Here is a 14,964-nt window from a genome sequence, read left to right as displayed (position 1 = left end):
TTTTTAGCGGTTTCATTTTAGTACTTTCTTTGACTTTCACCCGACCCCGTTTTTCTTTCCAGAGTTTCATAAATTAGGCCTGCCTTTTTTGCGTCTACTCGTTACTAAAAAAAATACTCCGTCACCATTTTTTATCAATACATTTTCTACTTGACAAAATTTATTATTTTTGTTATAATTATTTTGGGTAACTAAAATGATAAAATTTAACCTTGATAAAGAACAACGGAAACAGCTTACCAAAATTTTTCTTAATTTATGCCAAGCAGATTTTATAGCATTAGTAATCGGTAGAATTGCTACTCCTGAAAAAATAACAAAAGCGGCATTTTTACTCGGTATACTCATTTTTGTTGTATTTTTGTTATTTGGTATTTTGCTAAGTAAGGAGGAATAAAAATGGACCAACTTGCAATCCTTTTTCTTGTAGTGCTTATTGTTGGTTTGATTTTTGGTGGAATTGCAATCTACTCCCAGCAAAAGGAGAAACGCCTCCCTAAAAAGGTTTAACCTCTCAAAAATTATGTATTTCAGTATTTCCATAAAGCAAACCTGATACTTTTAAAATTTTTTTCAACTCGCTTTCTTACCACAGATTTTCCCAATAATAACAAATCCTTTTCTTCTACAGTTGCGGAATGATTCTAATCGTTATCATTTACCTATTCATATTTCCTACTTGCAACCCATCCAAAATGTATATAGCGATCTACCACCTGTGGTTTGGCAAGTACCAGCCCAACCTTCGTCAGTCCATTGAACTATAACTTGGTATGATCCTACTGTAGTTACTCGTAAACCACCACAGGTACTCATCGCTATATTGCTATTGGCGTTACCCGCAGGGAACACACCGTCATTAAAAGCGATTTCAATCCAATTACCACCAGGATCAACTACATATATTTTCATTCTGCATCTTGTCCATTGGGCTGAATCACTATTTTTTACTGGAATCGCAGTATTAGCAAAAATCATCGCTGGGCCTGTAGAAACGTAAAGTGTACCGGATAAACCCGGCACATATACAAAACTATCAGCTGCTTGATCAACAGAAACTGTATCAGTAGCAAAAATTGCAGTTGAAGTTACAACCAGATCCGCAGATTCAACTGTTAGATCCGTTAAAGCACCCACTTGGATATTCAGATTACCGTTTACTGTAGTTGTCCCAAGTGAGATTCTTAATTTATCGTCAGCATCTGCAATAAGGCTACCTGCTTGGATATTTATTCCTGAACTGGTTGTGATACCGAAGGTTGTAGCACCGGTTGCATTAAACTTGCCTGTGTTGAAATGTGCATCGCCATCGGATGTGATGGATGAAACTACAACATCAGCGGAATCTCTTACCTGGAAACTGGTTGAGCCGTCTGCAGAGTTGAGTTTCGCTTTTACATCCTGTGAGTAAAGGCAGTTGATAAGTTGATAAGTTGGTAAAGTAATAAGTAAAACCGCTAACCGACCTAACCGCCTTCCTGCCTTTCTACCTAACCATCTTTCCACCTTCCCATCTCTCCATCTAACCATCTCACACCTCCTTAAATTGTGGGCATGCGCTTTGTAGTGCGGCATTAATGCCGCACTACCAATAGTTAACCCATTGTAGCCGACGCTTAAGTGGTTGTGTCGCAATCCTAAAAACGCATTGGTAGCCGCAACCTTTAGGTTGCGTTTCCGTCGGTAGTTTTTTCGCAGGCTGAAGCCTGCGGCTACCAAAAATATGGGTTATGACACAGCCTCTTAAGCGTCGGCTACAAGAAAAGGTATCAATTATAGTTTTTAGCGGGTTCATTTTACCAGGTTCAGTTTTTCTATATCTATGAGATCCTGTGGTCGTTTTAATGCTTTTTTGAGTTTAATAAGATCTTCTAAAGATATAATATTTACAGCAACATTGTCGTCATTAGATTTTTTAAGCGGTATAACTCTTTCCCAGATTTTCTTTTTCATTTTGTTAGTTCCAATTCAGTTTTGTTTAGTACTGCATTAACTTTTTTACGGAATTCGTCTGGTGTAAATGGTTTTGGCAGATATTCATCCGCACCAGCATCAAGTATCTTTTGTCTGTATTCAGGTGTATCATATGCGGTGATAGAGATTATTTTTATATCTTTTGTACGCGGGTCTTTGCGGATATTCTGGCAAACCTTGAAGCCATCCATTCCAGGCATCACCAAATCCAGCGTAATCAAATCAGGTAGATAATCAAGCAAAAGTCGGCCTGCTTCAAACCCATCGGGTGCATGCTTGAACTCCCATTGTGCATCTGTTAGAATTGCTTTAATCAGGTCAACAACATCAGGGTCATCATCTATTATAAGAATCCGTTTTTTGAGCCCACCAGTAGTAAGTATCTCTTTGATTTGTGGAAGCGTGTAGCCGCGTGATGAAAGATGTTTGATTTTAGCAAGTTGCGTGAGTGTTTTTTGCTCGTCGTAAAGCCGCTGACCACCTTCGGTTCGTTCTGAAATTTCTAACAGGCCTAAATCAGTATAATGCCGAATAGTAGAAGGCAGAACTTTTGCCTGCTGGGCTATTTCAGAAATTTTTACAGTTGGCATAGATAAACCTCCATGATAACCTGCAAAAAAGTCAGGTTAAAGGTAAAAGATTGAAATTCTGATACTGGCACACATATTCTATCTTTACTTTAACTTAAACTGCTTACTTTAACTTTTAATCAAAAAAATATAGGTTTTCCCTATTCCGTTCCCCCTATTAGTATAACACAAAATGTGCATTTTGTCAAGTGTTTTTTACGATTTCTAAAAAATTATTAAAGAAGGTAAAAGAGAGCTGACAAGCGATGGGGAGGTGGTGAGGAAGTAGATAACGAGGGTCAGTATACAAACCTGTTCCCGAATGTTTCCCGATTTGTAAATTCTGTCAGTTGCTGTTTTGGAATCCTGCTTACATTTTCTATAACATTGCAGGACCGCGTTCGCCGGAGCGAATACGAATAACATCATCAGTCGGCATTATAAAAATTTTGCCATCACCAAAAACACCTTTGCGAATCACATTTAAAAGTATTGAAATTGTTTTTTCAACTTCTGAGTCATCAACAAAAAGTTCAAGTTTTATTCGGGGTCTGTCTACAAATTTTACTGATGGGTTAGAAGGGTCTTTTTTGAATGCAACCGCATTAACAGTACCGATAATAAATCCACCAATATTTAATTCATAAAGTGCTTTTTTAAGATCTTCTGCTTTAACATTCTCGCAGATACATTCTATCTTTTTCATTTTAATTCACCCAAATGAATTTGGGTGCTACATTATGGTTTGAATTTGCTCCATTGACAGCGGGTTAAAACCCGCTATTCCGCAAATTCTTTTCACTATACCGCTATCGGACCCCGTTCACCGGTTCTGATTCTTATTGCATCGTCAACTGCCGAGATAAAAATTTTACCATCACCGATTTCGCCAGTATGCAAACATTTCATCAGTATTGCAATTGCTGTTTCACAAGCAGGGTCAGTCACTATAATTTCCAGTTTGGTTTTCGGCAGTTCAAAATATTTTTTTCCTTTCTTTTTTTCTTCACCGCGTGGTAATCCACAGCCAGTAAGATGTGTAATCAGCATCCCACCAATATCAAGTTGATACAGTTTCTCTTTTACCAATTCTTCTCGTTCTGTTGGGAAAACAGCAGTAATCTTTTTCATAAAAAGCTCCCAAATAGCAGCCGAATAATAACCGAATGTAACCGAATTATTCAGGTTAATTCGGTGTTCCTATTCGGTGCTGTTATTCGTGTTTTTTTAAATTGCTTCTTTTTCACCAGTTCTTACCCGTATAACATTATCAGCCGGATAAATAAAAATTTTGCCATCGCCAATTTTACCTGTTTGAAGCACTTTTAAGAGTTCAGCAATAATCACATCCACATCCGCATCTTTTATCACTGCTTCAACCTTGATTTTTGGCATTTCTACATATTTCAGTCCGCGATGCTTTTCAGCACCACGATGAAATCCAACGCCTGTTAGATTTGTTATTAAGAAACCGCCTATATCAAATTCATAAATTACCTTTTTTAACTCTTCAAGTTTTAATTTTGGGCATACAACCTCAATTTTTTTCACAAGACCTCCCGCAACGGAATTTTTTTTCTTTCTGCAATTTTTACCGCCTCTTCAAATTCTGCTGATTTTTTGACGCTATTTTGCAGTTTTGCAATTTTATATTTTTCAGTTTTTGTTCTGTTCAATATAAATCTTGAAACCGGAACCTGACGGATACCGAGCGTGGTTGTTTCTGAAAAAATTATATCAACAATTTTTTTTTCGTCTTTCTTTTCTGTAAGTACTGAAAGAATTATTCCAGGCCGCCCCTTCTTTGAATAAATATTAGTCATCCAAACATCTACAGCGCCGTTTTGAAGCAGTTTCGCTTGAAGATATGGATAAATTCGCGGGTCCATATCGTCAATATTTGTCTCTAACAGAATTTTTTCGTCAGTACTAAAGTATTTCTTTTCTGATTCGCCAATATAGATTTTTAGTATATTTGGATAATCAAGTTCTAATGTGCCTGCGCCAGCACCAGTTTTGTGAACTCGCATCAATGGAAGCGGACAAAAATCAGCTGCTATTGTAGAAATGATTGCAGCACCTGTGGGTGTAGTTAGTTCGTATTCTGTATCGGTTGAATACACTGGGAGCCCTTTTATAATTTCAGCAGTTGCTGGTGCAGGAATACCAAGATTTAATGGTGATGAAAAAATTTTTTCTATATCTAACGCATCTAATCCAATCACTGCTCCAGCAATATCCAGCATCGTATCCACCTGGGCAAGTTGATGAAAGTGAATAGAATCCACATCCACGTCTCCCTTTTCAGAATGAACTTTTGCTTCTGCTTTTGCCAGTTTCAAGAATATCTTTAAACTTTGCTGTTTGATTTTTTTAAAAAGTTTTGATTTTTCTATAATTTCTCTTACTTGTGAAAATTTTTTAAAATGTTGTCCACCGTGAACACAGGCAAATTTAGCATGAATCCCTTGTCTGAGTGTATCCGAAAATTTTAGTGTAAAATTACCGATATGCAATTTTTTTAACTGGCTAACCAGATATTCTGATGAAAGCCCTGCATCAACCAGTGCGGATAAAATCATATCACCTGAAATACCTGATGAGCAATCAAAATACGCTAGTTTCATACAGGATTTTTATTGATTATACTTGCTATAACTCCAGCACCAAAGCCGTTATCTATATTAACAACGCAGACATTAGGCGAACAGGAATTTAACATTGTTAAAAGTGCCGAATAGCCACCTTTACCTGTGCCATAACCGGTTGATGTCGGTACACCAATAACAACTTTTGAAACCAGTCCGCCAACTACCGACGATAAGGCGCCTTCCATACCAGCACAGACAACAACACAGGATGCGTTTTTTATAATTTTCTCAAACTTAAAAAGCCGATGAATTCCTGCTACACCGACATCATAAATTTTTCTAACATTATTCCCGAGTGTTTCTGCAACAACTGCTGCCTCTTCAGCAACCGGTATATCCGAAGTTCCTGCCGTAACTACTGCAACATAGCGATTAGGCGAGGGTGGCGAATGGGCGATTAGGCGATTGGCTGAGATGGTGATCAGCCGAGCAAGTTTGTGGTATTTTATTTTTTTGAACCTGTTTTTTACTGCACGATAGATTTCGGGAGTAACACGAGTAAGAATTATAGGTTCACCGCGATGGCTTAATAATTCTTTTACGATCGCTAAAATTTGGTTGATGGTTTTTCCCGAACAATAAACTGCCTCAGGAAAACACTGTCTGTGAAATCGGTCTGTATCTAATATAAAATCTTTCATCTGTAGTTCCAACTTTTTAATTCAACATTTGCCGATGGGTTTATTGTTTGTTGTCTACCGACTTTTTTTAACTTAAAATATCCGGCAGAAGCAATCATAGCAGCATTATCGGTACAGGAAATAGATTCTGGTATGAACAATTTCAGTTCTTCCTGCTTACATCTTTTAATAAAATCAGCACGCAATTTAGAGTTTGCTGCTACACCACCGCCTAAAGCGATTCTTTTGATATTATATTTTTTACATGCTGAAACAGTTTTGCTGACAAGCACATCAATACAAGCCTGCTGGAATGAAGCACATAAGTCAGAAAGGCGTTCACGAGTTCTTATGTTCATATGTTCACGAGTATAATTGATAACCGCAGTCTTAAGTCCTGAGAATGAGAAATCCCAGGAATCCCATAAGTATGGTCTTGGAAAATTGATTTTGTTTGGGTTGCCTTTTTTTGCAAGTTTATCAATAACAGGTCCGCCTGGATAACCAAGCTCCAAAAACTTTGCTATTTTATCAAACGCCTCGCCAACTGCATCATCCCGTGTTCTTCCAAGAACCTTGTATATTCCTAATTGTTTTACCAGTATTAAATCCGTATGCCCGCCTGAAACAACCAATGCAATAAATGGCGGTTTAACAACAGTTCTTGTGTTCTTGTGTTCTTGTGTTCTGATGTAATTTGCAAAAACATGTCCCTCTATGTGATTTACAGCAACAACAGGAATCTTTAATATTTGTGCGATTGCCTGTGCAGTTGTTGTACCAATCAAAAGTGAGCCAATAAGTCCGGGTCCGACAGTAACAGCAATAGCATCTATATCTTGCATCTTACATCTAGCATCTTGCATCGTTTTATCTATTACAAAGTTTATATTCTCAAGATGGTGACGGGCTGCAAGTTCAGGCACAATCCCGCTATATTTTTTGTGTATCCTTACTTGTGAAGAAACAATATCTGAAAGAACATCTGTTCCGTTTTTTACAATCGCAGCAGCGGTATCATCGCAGGAAGTTTCAATACCCAGTATTATCATATTGTCGCTAATGTGATATTCATATTATCGCTAATGTGATAATATGATTGTTCTTATTTTTGGGAGAGTAACAGTTCTGATTCCAAGTATTCAGAAACAGTCAGAAACTCTATTCTTTCTTTCTGGAATTCAGGAATAATTTTTGCAAGTGCAATCGGTGTATTTTTTCTATGAATATGCCCGATTGCAACACACTGCCCGTTTTTTTTGATTCGGTTCTTAAAAATTGAAAGTTGGTTCAGAATATAATCAAGGTTATCCTTATTATCAAGAAAAACCTCGTTTTGCAGTGCGGTTATCCCCATCGTTTTCGCGGTTTTGTAGGCAACTGATTTCGGTGTTGTATGAGAATCAACAAAAATAAGATTTTTAGTTTTTACGATTTTTAGAACAATCTCCATTTTTGCTTTGTTCTGTGTGAACATACTGCCCATATGATTATTTATCCCTTTTGCACCGTCTATATTTTTCAAATTTTCCAGAATTTTTTTTTCTATCTCTTTAGCAGACATATTCACTAAAATTGCTGTTTTACCGGGATTGGTTTTAGGATATCCTTCCGGCTCCATTGGCTGATGCAAAAAATACTCTTGACTCTGACTTTTTAACTCATCTGCTAAATAGGACGAGTATCTTTCATATGGAAGGATTGTATATGTCAACGGTATCCCTAATTCCAGAAAAGTTTTTAGTTCGTCTTTTTTGTAGCCGAGGTCATCAATAATGATTGCTGCTTTGAATTTAGGAACTTTGATCTCTAACGGGACAAAAAATATCTTGTTCAAAACCAGACCAGCCTTTGAGATAACAAGTGTATTTTCAGCGAACTCAATCTCAACCCCAAATTGTTCAAGTCCAATTTTTATTTCTCCAACAATATCTTCATACTTATATTTTGTTCTTATTTTTTTTGTTACCTTGACCCATCTTGCCTTTTTCGTTTTCTCTTCAGTTCTGAAACAGGCTAAAACATCTACATCGGTAATTCCGAAATCTGTCAGGATACTGTTGATTTTTATATCAATATTATTTGAAAGTGCTGATAAATCTTCCGGTTTCCGTCTTAAATAATACGAAATCGCAGCCACTATAATAATAATGAGTAATAGCCGAAAAATCTTTTTCATTTTTCTCACTTGCTCATTTAGCTAAATGAGCAACTATCATTAATAATCTATTTTGAGAGCAGAATATCTCGTACTTGTAAGAGTTGAACAGCGCGTTCTAAAATCTCGTCTTTTATTTTTTCTTTCTCTACTGTTGGACTTGATACTGCTACATTATATGTTTTATCTTCCTTACTTATCTTGTCTCTATCTTTTGCAGCAGCGACTTCAACTGCAAACGCCTGTTTCATAAGCGCAATCTCGGTTTCACGGGGAACATCAATCACAATATCAGGTGTAATACCGCCGGTTTTTTTTTCTTCATCACGATGGATACATTTACCTGACGGTGTATAATACTTCTGTGTTGTCAGCCGAAGTGATGCCTCGCCTTCAAGTGGGAGCAGCGATTGGACGGAGCCCTTACCAAATGTCTGCATCCCGATAACGATTCCTCTTTTGTTGTCCTGGAAACAGCCTGCTACAATTTCACTACCTGATGCAGAGCCTTTATTAACAAGCACTGTCGTCGGAATATCAGAATATGAAGCAGCCGAATCTGCGCGGTATTCTTGTTTTGGAAATTTTCTGCCCTGCGTATAAACAATCAACTTATTATCGCTGACAAATCTTTTACAGATATCAACTGCAACATTCAACAATCCACCAGGGCAGTTTCGTAAATCCAACACCAGTGATTTCATTCCTTTGTCTTTTAATTCGGCTAATGCCTTATCAAGTTCTCCAATTGTTTTTGCATTCATCTCAGTGATTCTTAAATACCCTATTGTATCAGTAAGCATTTTTGTGCCGGTAACAGTTATTATAGGAATATCCTCACGGGTGATTGTTAAATCAAACGGCTCTTTACCTTCCCGAGCAATTGTGATTGTAACTTTCGTGCCGGGTTTCCCGCGTAATTTTTCTACCGCTTTATCTAATGAAATATCTTTTGCACTCTCGCCATCTATTTTTATAATTTTATCTTCTGGTAAAATACCCTGTCGCCATGCAGGTGTCCCCGGAATCGGCGTAACAACAGTAATCCAGCCATCTTTTGATGATTCAATTTTGATTCCTAACCCGCCGAAATGTCCTTCAGTATGGACCTTCATTTCTTTCGCTTCTTCAGGCTCCATAAATTGCGAATACGGGTCAAGCGTTTTTGTCATCCCATCCGCAGCGCCATAGATAAGTTTTTTCATATCTGGCTCTTCTACATAACTTTCACGAACATAAACCAGTATCTGTGATAGAATTTTTATCTGCCCGTAAATATCGTCAGATGCAGCTTTGATTGTGTTAAATTTTAGCAATGAAAAACCCAATACTACTGAAAACAAAATTAATGTCAAAATCCATTTTTTCTTCTTAAACATTTTATCCCTCCTAATAAATTCACGAATAACAGAACCCGAATGTTATCACGAATTTTCACGAATGAAAACAGAGAAATATTCGTGTTTTATTCGTGATGTTTACATCTATTCGTGTGCCTTTATTTGGGTTATTTATTTCAACCACACAAGTGGGTCTTGGGGTACACCTTCTTTCCGGAATTCAAAATATAGTGATGCATCCTGCGAATATACAGAAATACCAACAACACCGATAATTTCGCCTTTTTGAACATTATGGCTTTCTGTCACAATTATTCTATCCAGATTTCCATAGACGGAATAAAAACCACCTGCGTGGTCTATAATTACCATTTTCCCATATGACTTGAAGTCGCCAGCGAACACAACCGTTCCTTTATCCACAGCAATCACTTCCTGACCGAGTGTAGATTTGATTCTGATACCATTATTGATTATCCATGTATCCAGTTCAGGATGTTTCTGTTTGCCAAAATATGTTGTAACATTTTTTCGTAAATCAGTAGAATCGCCTTCAAGCGGCCATGAAATAACCCCTTTCGCTTTTGATATTTTGAGCCGCGTGATTCGGCGTTCTGTCTCAGACGCTTTTTTTTCTAACAGTTTTAGCAACTCCGAAAGCATCATTTCTGAATCCTTCAGATTTGTTAATTCCTGCTCGTAAAAAACCCGTTTTTTAACAACACTGGATAGAAGTTTCTCTTTCTCTTTTTTTTGGTTTGAATATAATTGTTCAGCATTTTTCTTCTTTAATTCCAGTTCTTTTAATGATTGCATTTCTGTTTCAAGTTTGGTTTTAAGCGATTCATATTCTCTGACATTTTTTAATGTTTGCAGATAAATAAACGACTTCTGCCTCGCGGTAAGTTGAAGGAATTTATACTTTTTGATAAAATCTGCAGAAGATTTAGATGACAGTATTGTCCTTGCAAGATACTGGTCTGTAACAGGTCTGCCTACTCCCTGCTTATATGCAAACCGCTCTTCATTTCTGAGTATCTCTTTCCAGGCTAACATTTCTGATTTTGCCGTTGCTAATTTAATTTTTAACCCGTCTATTGATTTCTGCTGTTTTTTTATCAGCAATTTGGTTTTTTGCAGTTCTGCTTTGGTTGTCTCAAGTTTGCGGATAATGTGTTCAAGTTGCGTTTCAATAGACGCTTCTTTCTTTTTTATCGTTTTTATATGTTTGGCTTTTTGCGATATTTCCGTCTGAACCCCAACAAGTTCTTCTCTGCTTTTTTTTATTTTTTGCTTGTATTCTTCTATCTGTTTATCATAATCAGCAGAATAGAGGCAGATAGAAGATAGGAGATAAGAGATAAAAGATAGAACCAAAATCTCCTTGCCAATCTCCAATCTCCAATCTCCAATCTCCAATCTCATAACTTATTTTTCCAGAACATTTTTTGGTATTCTTACCGCTACACCGACGATGATACAAACAGCAAATATTATTATGATTTCACCTCCAGTAAAAAATACAGGCACCTTGAAGTTAGAGATAAATAAGAATTTCTGAAGTAAATATAAAATATAGAAGCCAATTACACTTCCTATTACACCGTCAATAATACCATAGAGTATTTTTTTCTTTTGGAGCGACAATGATACCGCAGAAAACAAAAAACTAACAAATAGAACAGTAATTATATTACCCCAGCGTCGTAAATCATTAAAAATTTTAGTAACAGTTAGCAGGTTTTCCGCCTCAACTGAAGTATAATAAATATCTTCTATAGCCCCGCCTAATTTTTTTATTTCGTTTACTGTTTCTTTGATAGTTTCAGGAACTTTTTCACCCTTCTTTAAGTAGATATCTATTGTTGCGGGTAGCGGGTTCTCATTCAAAATTTCTATCTGTTTCGCAAACTCAGGATTTTTTTTGAATTCTGCAAGTGCTTCTGTTTTGGAAGTATATTTTATTTTTTCAATTGTTTTGATATTTTCTATTTTTTTTAGTAGTTCTTTTTTCTGGCTATCGGTCAGTTTATCGTCAATAAATGCAACTATTTCTACCTGTTCACCAAGCACAGCAAGATAATAAGCCAGGTTCTTGGCAACCAGCATAAAAAAGCCATAAAACAGAACAGATATTGTGATAAAACCAATTGATAAAAAAGATAATTTTTGCATCATATTAGTGAGGATGGTTTCATTATACTATATTTATTTCGTCTGTCAATACAGCAATACACAATTTTGCTGTTTCTTTTGATTTATTTTTTAAATCGGTTATAGTTTCTAATGACTCTTTTTTTTTGATTTTATCTATAAGTTGTAGATAAATTTCGTTGGCTGTAGTTCCGTTTGTCAAATTATCGTTTTTAGTTAGCGTATATAAAAAATTTCTTATTTTTGAATATCGCTGGACTGCTACAAATGGTATATTGTATCCTGCTGCTAGTATCAAGCCGTGAAGCCGCATACTTACCACCGCAGTTAGTTGCGAATATAATTCCAGAAGCTCGTCTGTATTTTTCCATAGAAAAATATCTATTGCAGAACCGATTTTATTTTTGATAACTGATAGAAATTTTAAATCATCACTTAAATGGAACGGAATAAAAATAATTTCAGTATTGAAATTATTTTTCAATAGATTATAGAGTTCAGCAAATATTTTTATATCAGTCTTCCAGTTTTCTGTCCTTCTCAAAATTATCCCGATTTTCTGTTTTGTCAAACCCGTATTTCTCGCTGATGGTAAAATATCCAGCCCTAAAACAGGGTCGGCAGTAATGATTATATCTTTAGTAATACCAAACTTACGGAGTAATTCTTTATCCTGTTGTGTTCGGACTGTGATAGAATTCCTGCTTTTATTAAAAAGATATTTTATTAAAGAACTATTTACTGAATGTTTAATTTCTCCAATACCGACCGCATAAACAAAAACTGATTTCTTAAATAATTTAGCAATCGCGATTATTAGTAGATAATACCATAAACTTAAAGAGCCTGTTGTATCCTGAAAAAGCCCACCGCTGCCTGACACCAGCATTTTACATTTTGCAATTTCTTTGATGATGGATAAAGCATCCCATCTATTGACGGAATGCACACTATATCTATCGGATGTCTCACTTGGATTCGCAGATAAAACGGTAATTTTAATATCCGGCTTGTAAAACCGCAGGTCGCTTATTATCGCTTTAAGTATAAGTTCATCACCTGCATTCTTAAAGCCGTAATAACCGGATATAACTATTTCACCCATAGCTTTTATTATATCAAAAACTAAAAAAATTGCAAATAAAAAATCCCGTCAACTAAAATTCATTGTTGTCAGGATTTTATCAGCGATTATCTGCGTTATTATCTGCGTAAATCCGCGTCCTAATATATCATTCCCGAATGCATTTATCGGGAATCCAGTAGGGAACAGATATATCTGTTCCCTACGTTAATTTTGCGTTGCTTCCGCGTTTTTAGTTCTGCGTCAGTTTTGCGTGTTTTTTTCAAAACTTCATACCGAATGAAAATCTGTGGGTATTAGTGAACTGACCGAATGGAACGAATGCATAATCAAGCGTGTAGCCTTTGAAACTGACACCTAAACCAGCGGATAAACCGTCAAGCCCGCCTAAATTATTCCCGCTACTGCGATATTTATACCCAACACGAACAGGTAAAAACTTTACTACATAATACTCACAACCAACTGAAATCGTGCCAGCACCTTCAAACGGCATCATCATATCACTTGCTACCAGAAACTTTTCGTTTATTTGATAACTTACTCCACAGCGGATATTTATTGCTAAAGGCGCGCTTTCATCTACAAACTTTATTTTCGGACCGAGATTCTGGAGCACGATGCCAAACTTCATTTTCTTGGCTGTATCATACAAGGCGCCGCAATCAACAGCAACGCCACCTGATTGCTCATCATCTAATTGTAAGTATATTCCTTTCAGCGAAATACCACAGGATATGTTCTCATCTAACTTTTCAGCACACACAACGGATAATGCCGAGTTGTAATTCATAAACTCGCCTATCTTGTTGCCGGTAGTATCTCTTCGGTTATCTTCTGTGTATAATGTATTCAATTCTGCGCCGTAAACACGTTTTTTTCCCCCTCCAACTGGCATCGCAAAGGAAATATCACCATACCGTATCCCGCTGACATATTGTAAGTGTGTAAATGAGATGTTCTTATTACTCATTTGAGTAAGTCCGCCAGGGTTCCAGTAGGTTGCTTGGGCATTATCAGAAACAGCGGTATAGGCACTGCCCATCGCAGAAGCTCTTGCACCAACCGGCACTTTCAGGAAATCACCGTGTGTTGTGCCGGCACTGCCATAAAGACAGTAAGTAAGCGAGTAAGCGAGTAAGCAAGTAAGCAAATACCAACTTTTAACCTTTAACCTTAAATCTTTAGCCTGTTTCATTGGTTCCTCCAATTTTTACAATTTTTATCGTCTGAAAAGTATAGCATTTGATATACTTTTCTCTCGGTGGATTTTCATTTCAACTAAATCTTACCGTCTGAAAAGTATAGCATTTGCTCTAAATTTATGTCCAGGAATTTCAATACAGTCACGCCAAGGGCGTGAAACTACATTATGCTGGTTTTTTGTAGTTGCTCCGATTTATCGGAGCCTAACTTGGCTCTAATTTCTTCTAATCTCTAATCTCTAATCTCTAATCTCTAATCTCTACTTCTTTATCACTGTGAATTTGCCGTGTGCTTTTTCTTTCGGGCTTTCAGAAACATAGATATAGACACCGGAAACAACCATATCGCCATCCTCGTTTTTGCCATCCCACTCCAGCACTGGCTGGCCCTGCGAATCTGTCGTTGTCGTATTCACTGTCTTCACTAAATCACCACTCACTGTATAGATTCTGATTTTCGTATCATTTGGCACAACGCCACTACCAAAAAATGTTACTTTCCCTGCACGCGGATTATACGGGTTCGGCTTGGTTAAGACACAGGTTGCAGATACAGATACAGTGATACTTGTATTCCCACCATTAGATGTTAATGTAATTGTTCCTGAATACTGACTTTTTGATAATCCTGTTGTGTTCACAGTAACCGTTACTACTGTTGAATTACCTGTAAATGTTGTCACATCCGTCGTTATCCAATTCACATCATCAGAGATTGTGCCTGACAGAAGACCTGTTGAAGTGCTATCTGTTATTGTGAATGTTAATGATTTAGAATTGCCAATCACCACCTCACCAAAATCAAGTGAACTCACACTCGCACTCAACAACGGCTTTCTACCTGTGAAGTTCTGGTCACTCTGGTTCGCTGAAAGAGTGGTATAACTCTTATCTGTCGGACTAAAAACATAATCGGTTTTGGAGGGTGTAATCGTATAATTCCCACTCGCAGTAAGATTCAAAAACTCGTAATATCCATTGGATGTTGTAGTGTAGGGGCTTGTCCCCGTACAATTGACTGTCACACCACTTATTCCTGTACCACCTGAATCTTTCACATAACCCTTGATATAGTAATAGGTAGTAGCTGGTGTAGTAACAGCTGGTGTAGTAACAGCAGCGCCGGAAGATGATATTTTAACAATCAGCAGATCCTTATCAGAACCAGTTCCACTTGACCTGCCAACTGCGTAGAGGTAACCATCACCA

Annotated in this window: 18 protein-coding genes; 1 reads left to right on the top strand and 17 read right to left on the bottom strand. The window is 37.0% G+C overall.

Annotation, left to right across the window (positions count from 1 at the left end; all coding sequences use genetic code 11):
* Positions 1–196 precede the first annotated feature (196 nt).
* Positions 197–397 (top strand): hypothetical protein, encoded by a 201-nt coding sequence (locus AB1349_05455; GenBank protein ID MEW6556786.1) that lies wholly within the window; start codon positions 197–199, stop codon positions 395–397.
* A gap of 278 nt (positions 398–675) precedes the next feature.
* Here AB1349_05455 and AB1349_05450 read toward each other — a convergent pair whose 3' ends face one another.
* From AB1349_05450 to AB1349_05370, 17 genes are all read right to left on the bottom strand, one after another.
* A complete protein-coding gene (locus tag AB1349_05450) occupies positions 676–1,530 on the bottom strand; it encodes a hypothetical protein (GenBank protein ID MEW6556785.1) in 855 nt (284 codons plus the stop codon).
* A gap of 55 nt (positions 1,531–1,585) precedes the next feature.
* On the bottom strand, positions 1,586–1,795 hold the full coding sequence (locus AB1349_05445; protein ID MEW6556784.1) for a hypothetical protein: 210 nt from the start codon (positions 1,793–1,795) through the stop codon (positions 1,586–1,588).
* Positions 1,792–1,953, bottom strand: a complete 162-nt coding sequence (locus tag AB1349_05440) for a hypothetical protein (GenBank protein MEW6556783.1) — start codon at positions 1,951–1,953, stop codon at positions 1,792–1,794. Before AB1349_05440 ends, AB1349_05445 begins: the two co-directional genes overlap by 4 nt.
* The gene (locus AB1349_05435; protein MEW6556782.1) at positions 1,950–2,564 is read right to left on the bottom strand and encodes a response regulator; all 615 of its coding nucleotides are present in this window, start codon (positions 2,562–2,564) and stop codon (positions 1,950–1,952) included. Before AB1349_05435 ends, AB1349_05440 begins: the two co-directional genes overlap by 4 nt.
* 358 nt (positions 2,565–2,922) lie before the next feature.
* Complete coding sequence (locus AB1349_05430) at positions 2,923–3,249, bottom strand: P-II family nitrogen regulator (protein MEW6556781.1); 327 nt, start codon at positions 3,247–3,249, stop codon at positions 2,923–2,925.
* A 95-nt stretch (positions 3,250–3,344) separates the two neighbouring features.
* Positions 3,345–3,674, bottom strand: coding sequence for a P-II family nitrogen regulator (locus AB1349_05425; GenBank protein MEW6556780.1), 330 nt, complete (start codon positions 3,672–3,674; stop codon positions 3,345–3,347).
* Between the two features lie 96 nt (positions 3,675–3,770).
* Entirely contained in the window at positions 3,771–4,094 is a 324-nt protein-coding gene (locus AB1349_05420; protein MEW6556779.1) for a P-II family nitrogen regulator, read from the bottom strand.
* Positions 4,091–5,170, bottom strand: a complete 1,080-nt coding sequence (larC, locus tag AB1349_05415) for a nickel pincer cofactor biosynthesis protein LarC (protein MEW6556778.1) — start codon at positions 5,168–5,170, stop codon at positions 4,091–4,093. The genes AB1349_05420 and larC overlap by 4 nt, the downstream gene beginning before the upstream one ends.
* Positions 5,167–5,835 carry a nickel pincer cofactor biosynthesis protein LarB gene (gene larB / locus AB1349_05410; protein ID MEW6556777.1) on the bottom strand — a complete coding sequence of 223 codons (669 nt, stop codon included), beginning with the start codon at positions 5,833–5,835 and terminating at the stop codon, positions 5,167–5,169. Before larB ends, larC begins: the two co-directional genes overlap by 4 nt.
* Positions 5,832–6,866: a tRNA (adenosine(37)-N6)-threonylcarbamoyltransferase complex transferase subunit TsaD gene (gene tsaD, locus AB1349_05405; GenBank protein MEW6556776.1), complete on the bottom strand. Its 1,035-nt coding sequence runs from the start codon at positions 6,864–6,866 to the stop codon at positions 5,832–5,834. The genes larB and tsaD overlap by 4 nt, the downstream gene beginning before the upstream one ends.
* Positions 6,867–6,919: 53 nt before the next feature.
* Positions 6,920–7,993, bottom strand: a complete 1,074-nt coding sequence (locus AB1349_05400; GenBank protein MEW6556775.1) for a divergent polysaccharide deacetylase family protein — start codon at positions 7,991–7,993, stop codon at positions 6,920–6,922.
* Between the two features lie 47 nt (positions 7,994–8,040).
* Positions 8,041–9,351, bottom strand: a complete 1,311-nt coding sequence (locus tag AB1349_05395; protein MEW6556774.1) for a S41 family peptidase — start codon at positions 9,349–9,351, stop codon at positions 8,041–8,043.
* A gap of 132 nt (positions 9,352–9,483) precedes the next feature.
* A complete protein-coding gene (locus AB1349_05390; protein ID MEW6556773.1) occupies positions 9,484–10,737 on the bottom strand; it encodes a peptidoglycan DD-metalloendopeptidase family protein in 1,254 nt (417 codons plus the stop codon).
* 3 nt (positions 10,738–10,740) lie between these two features.
* Positions 10,741–11,490 carry a permease-like cell division protein FtsX gene (locus AB1349_05385; protein ID MEW6556772.1) on the bottom strand — a complete coding sequence of 250 codons (750 nt, stop codon included), beginning with the start codon at positions 11,488–11,490 and terminating at the stop codon, positions 10,741–10,743.
* A gap of 19 nt (positions 11,491–11,509) precedes the next feature.
* The gene (csaB, locus tag AB1349_05380) at positions 11,510–12,571 is read right to left on the bottom strand and encodes a polysaccharide pyruvyl transferase CsaB (protein MEW6556771.1); all 1,062 of its coding nucleotides are present in this window, start codon (positions 12,569–12,571) and stop codon (positions 11,510–11,512) included.
* A 241-nt stretch (positions 12,572–12,812) separates the two neighbouring features.
* A complete protein-coding gene (locus AB1349_05375; GenBank protein MEW6556770.1) occupies positions 12,813–13,748 on the bottom strand; it encodes a PorV/PorQ family protein in 936 nt (311 codons plus the stop codon).
* 267 nt (positions 13,749–14,015) lie between these two features.
* The coding region (locus AB1349_05370; GenBank protein MEW6556769.1) for a carboxypeptidase regulatory-like domain-containing protein at positions 14,016–14,964 on the bottom strand (949 nt) is incomplete at its 5' end.

Source organism: Elusimicrobiota bacterium, assembly GCA_040757695.1.
Taxonomy (GTDB): Bacteria; Elusimicrobiota; UBA8919; order UBA8919; family UBA8919; genus JBFLWK01.
The sequence above is the reverse complement of the archived record's forward strand: the minus strand, read 5'-3'. Positions and strand labels throughout refer to the sequence as shown.